This window comes from Albidovulum sp., assembly GCF_049646345.1.
Classification (GTDB): domain Bacteria; phylum Pseudomonadota; class Alphaproteobacteria; order Rhodobacterales; family Rhodobacteraceae; genus Albidovulum.
The window spans coordinates 1-4246 of record NZ_JBARVQ010000412.1 but is presented as its reverse complement, the minus strand read 5'-3'; the positions used below and the strand labels follow the sequence as shown (position 1 = coordinate 4246).

The window sequence follows — 4246 nt, the reverse complement described above, 5'->3', positions numbered from 1 at the left end:
AGATAGGAAAGTCCGGATTGATAGTGTTTCTCGGCCCGCTCTTCCGAGGTATCGCAGGCCGCGAGGCTTGCAAGACCGACAGTCAGGACCAGTGTCATCAGGGATTTGCGAAGGTTCATTCCGGGTTCTCGACAGGCATTCATGTTTCGGGCCCGCATCGTGTTCGACGCGGACGGGTGTTTCTCGGGAGAAAGCTCTTTTCTCAATCGTATGGAGGGGTCAAATCAGTAACCGGTTCCTCGAAGCACCACACGAACGGTGGCGAAGAGCAGCTTTACATCAGTCATGAACGACAGCGACTGATGATAGGCGGTGTCGAAATCCACGCGCTGCGTGAACTCGCTTTCGTTGCGAACCGAGACTTGCCAAGGCCCGGTGATCCCGGGGCGCAGAGCGTAATATGCGGTTCCGGTGTAAAGTGACCGCTGACTTGGCATCATTGGACGGGGGCCGACAAGGGACATGTCGCCGATCAGAACGTTCCAAAGCTGCGGTAGTTCATCGAGCGAGGTCTTGCGTAACAGGCGGCCCATGCGCGTGATCCGGGGGTCGGATTTTAGCTTTTGCGTCGCGTTCCATTCCAGGCGCGCTTCTGCGTTGCGGGACAGATACTGCTCAAGCATCGTGTCGGCATTCGGCACCATGGTGCGCAGTTTCAGCATGCGAAAGGTCCGGCCACCGCGCCCCACCCGATCATTCCAGTAGAACGGTGAAGATCCATCGAGCGCGACCAGAAGCGCCAGAACGGCGACAACCGGCAGGACAACGATGCCGGTGATCAGCACCGCCAGGATGTCGATCACGCGCTTGAACACGTTCCGGTAAAGGCCCGACCGGCGCGGAAGCGACGAAAGGTCCACCGGAGTGTGAGTCATACCGAGGTCATCGGAAATATCGTCAATCCGAAGCGTCATGCATGTGCCTAATATCAAACAAGCAAAAACCGCTCGGACGTTGAAAAGCCGCCCGATCCCTTACACCACGAATCCCGAGCGTCGCCGCCCGGGCACCTGATAGCTTCATACCATCTTTGTCGGTCATTCAAAATCAACATTTGGTAAACGCTGCCGAAAAACGGCGTTCACCCTGTGGCGGCCGCCGATTCTGGCGGTAGGTGGCGCGCCATGGATTTCCGGACCTGCCTTTCTGTTTCCCGTTGGGCTACAATGCGTTTCAGTTAGGAAATTGTACTGCCCCGGCGTGCTACGACCCGAGATACGAGACATCGATTCTATGAGTGTGTATCGAGTTGCGTTAGGACGTAAACAACGCCATCAAGTCGCCGAACTTGGGTGATTATTATGTCGTGAGTTTCCCGCAGCGACGGGGTAGCAAGTCTGAGCCGGGCAGGGTTTGTCCCTGTCCGGCGTTGAGTGGAACGGATCGCGGATGAACAAGGTCGTTGAGACCGAAGCGAACGGTGGCGACAGCGTCGGCTTCTACATGGAATTCTACGGTTTCCGGGAGCGGCCATTCACGCTCGTTCCCGATCCTGATTTCTTGTTCTGGTCCGCGCAGCATCGGCGTGCCTATTCGGTGCTGGAATTCGGCATCCTGAGCCGCGCGCCGATCACGCTGGTCACCGGCGGGGTCGGGTGTGGAAAAACGACACTGTTGCGGGAACTTCTGCGACAGTTCGGATCTCGTGTGACCGTCGGTCTGATATCGAACGCCCAGGGTGGGCGGGGCGAATTGATCCAATGGGTACTCAATTCGCTTAGTGTATCGTTTGACGCCAATGCAGGCTATGTGCCGCTGTTCCAGAAGCTGCAGGACTACCTGATCGATGAATATGCGGCCGGTCGTCGTGTGGTGCTTATCTTCGATGAGGCGCAGAACCTTTCGGCTGAAAGCCTTGAAGAGCTGCGGATGCTGACAAATATCAATTCCGGTAAGGATGAAGTGATTCAGCTTGTTCTCGTGGGTCAGCCGGAATTGCGTGATGTCGTGCTCAGACCGTCTTTACGCCAGCTTGCGCAGCGCATCGCGGCAAGCTTTCATCTGATGCCGCTGGATGAACCGGCGGTGGTGGAACTGATATCGCACCGCCTGAAGGCGGCGGGGGGGACCGGTGCAGAGATTACAAACGCGGCAGCGCGCAAGATTTATCAGGTGACACATGGTGTGCCACGTCTGGTGAATCAGCTATGTGATATGGCATTGCTGTATGGGTGGAGCATGGACAATCACCATGTTGATGAAGGTGTGATCCAGTCAGTGCTGGATGACGGCGTGTTCTTTGCGGCGCAGATTGCGGCGGAGGAAGAGAAACTGAAATGAACCTGGATCTGTCATTCTACTTCGCGGTCTTCCTCAGACGGTTGCACTATTTCATCGTGATCTTTGCGCTGGTCACGGCCGCATCGCTGGCTGCGGCATTCCTGCTTCCGGCGGTCTATTCCGCAAATGCGGTCATGCTGGTTGAATCCTCATCCATTCCCGGCGCGCTGTCGGCGCCGACGGTTCAGGCCCAGGCGCTTGAAAAGCTTCAGACCATCGAAAAGAAGCTGATGACGCGGGCGAACCTTCTGAGCATTGCGCAGAAACTGAAAGCGTTCAAAGACCTGCAGAAAATGTCACCGGATGACATCGTGCAGGCGATGCGTGACAATACCAGCATCAACAAGAATGCCGGGCGTGGTCAGGCAACCATCATGACGATCGGTTTCGAAGCGGAAACGGGTGCGGTCGCTGCGGCGGTGGTAAACGAATACGTGACGCTGATTCAGCAGGCCGATGTCGAAGTACGCACCAATAATGCCGAAGACACCGTGCAATTCTTCGAACAGCACAAGGTAAGGCTTTCCGGCGAACTCGGCGCGATGCAGGCCAAGATCCTCGAATTCCAGAACGCGAACTCCGATGCGCTGCCGAACACGCTGAACTACAGGCTGAATCAGCAGCAACTCATGCAGAACCGTCTGGGTGTGGTCGAACGGGATATCGCCACGCTGAAGGATCAGAAGGCGCGTATGATCGCGATCTTTGAATCGACGGGCCAGATCAGTGGTGCCACCGCCAATCAAACCCCCGAAGCAAAGCAGCTCGATCAGGCCCGTCAGCAGTTGACGACGATGTTGGCGACCTTTGCCCCGCAACATCCCAAGGTGATACAGCTTGAGGCGCAGATCGTGTCGCTGGAAAAGATTGTCAGAGCGCAGCTTCCCGCCTCTACCGGCAGCAATCCGGCGACCAGCATGCTGGACGTGCAGTTGGCCGATCTCGATACGCGCATCGCGCTTCTGGAGGAGGAGCGTACGAAGATTCTGAGCGATCTTGAGGCGTTGAAGGATACGATTGAAAGGACACCGGCCAACCAGATTGCCCTCGACTCGCTGCAGCGCGACTACAACAACATCCAGCAGCAATACAACAACACCGTGGCCAAGCTGTCCCAGGCCGCCGCCGCGGAAGAACAGGAAGTGCGTTCGAAAGGTGAACGCATCTCGCTGGTGGAGCCCGCGACCGAACCGTCGCGGCCCGCACGGCCGAACCGGTTGTTCATCGCAGGCGCGGGGACAGCTGCCGGAGCGTTTCTGGGAATTGCCGTGATTGTACTGCTTGAACTGCTCAATCGTGCTGTCAGGCGCCCAACCGATCTGGTGAAGAGCTTTGGTATCACGCCGATCGCGACGATCCCCTACATGCGGACGCCCCGCGAAACGATGATGCGCCGGATGGCGTTCGTCGCGATACTCGCCGTGGCCGTTCTGGGAATACCGGCGATGATCTATGCGGTTCATGTCTATTATCAACCGCTGGACATCATCATCGGCAAGGTGGCCGCAAAGTTCGGCATTCACCTTTGATGCAGCATTTCAGTTAAGGGCGATTGAGAATGGAAAAACTGGAAGCCGCACTGGCCAAGGCACGCGCGATGCGCAATTCGGTAGCGGATGCGCCGGAAATCGCACCCAGGCGTGCGGTAACGCGCCGCCTGCCGATGGTCGGCTGGACGAGCACCCTGCCCGAGATCGCGCCCAAGCCAGGCTTGATGCAGCGCAACCGTATCTCCTCGTTTCTGGGGGGGCGGGATGCGGTACCCTATGACATGCTGCGGTCGCGGACGATCCGAATTCTGAAAGAAAAGGGATGGAGCCGTCTGGCGATCACCTCGCCGGGGGCTGCTTGTGGCAAAACCACCGTTGCGCTCAATCTGGCGATCAGTCTTGCGCGACAGAAGGATCTGAACGTCATGCTGATCGACCTGGACCTCAGGCGCCCGGCTTTGCACAAGGTCCTGGGC

The 4246-nt window shown here is 57.5% G+C and carries 4 protein-coding genes; 3 read left to right on the top strand and 1 reads right to left on the bottom strand.

Annotated elements, in window-relative coordinates; translation table 11 throughout:
- Positions 1–224: 224 nt before the first annotated feature.
- The gene (locus WBB85_RS10205; protein ID WP_432638511.1) at positions 225–875 is read right to left on the bottom strand and encodes a sugar transferase; all 651 of its coding nucleotides are present in this window, start codon (positions 873–875) and stop codon (positions 225–227) included.
- Positions 876–1389: 514 nt separating this feature from the next.
- On the opposite strand from WBB85_RS10205, the gene WBB85_RS10200 reads away from it, so the two are divergent.
- The 3 genes from WBB85_RS10200 to WBB85_RS10190 all read left to right on the top strand — a co-directional run.
- A complete protein-coding gene (locus WBB85_RS10200; protein ID WP_432638510.1) occupies positions 1390–2280 on the top strand; it encodes an ExeA family protein in 891 nt (296 codons plus the stop codon).
- Positions 2277–3809: a GumC family protein gene (locus WBB85_RS10195; protein WP_432638509.1), complete on the top strand. Its 1533-nt coding sequence runs from the start codon at positions 2277–2279 to the stop codon at positions 3807–3809. Before WBB85_RS10200 ends, WBB85_RS10195 begins: the two co-directional genes overlap by 4 nt.
- Before the next feature lie 29 nt (positions 3810–3838).
- On the top strand, positions 3839–4246 hold a 408-nt coding region (locus WBB85_RS10190), incomplete at its 3' end, for a tyrosine-protein kinase family protein (RefSeq protein ID WP_432638508.1).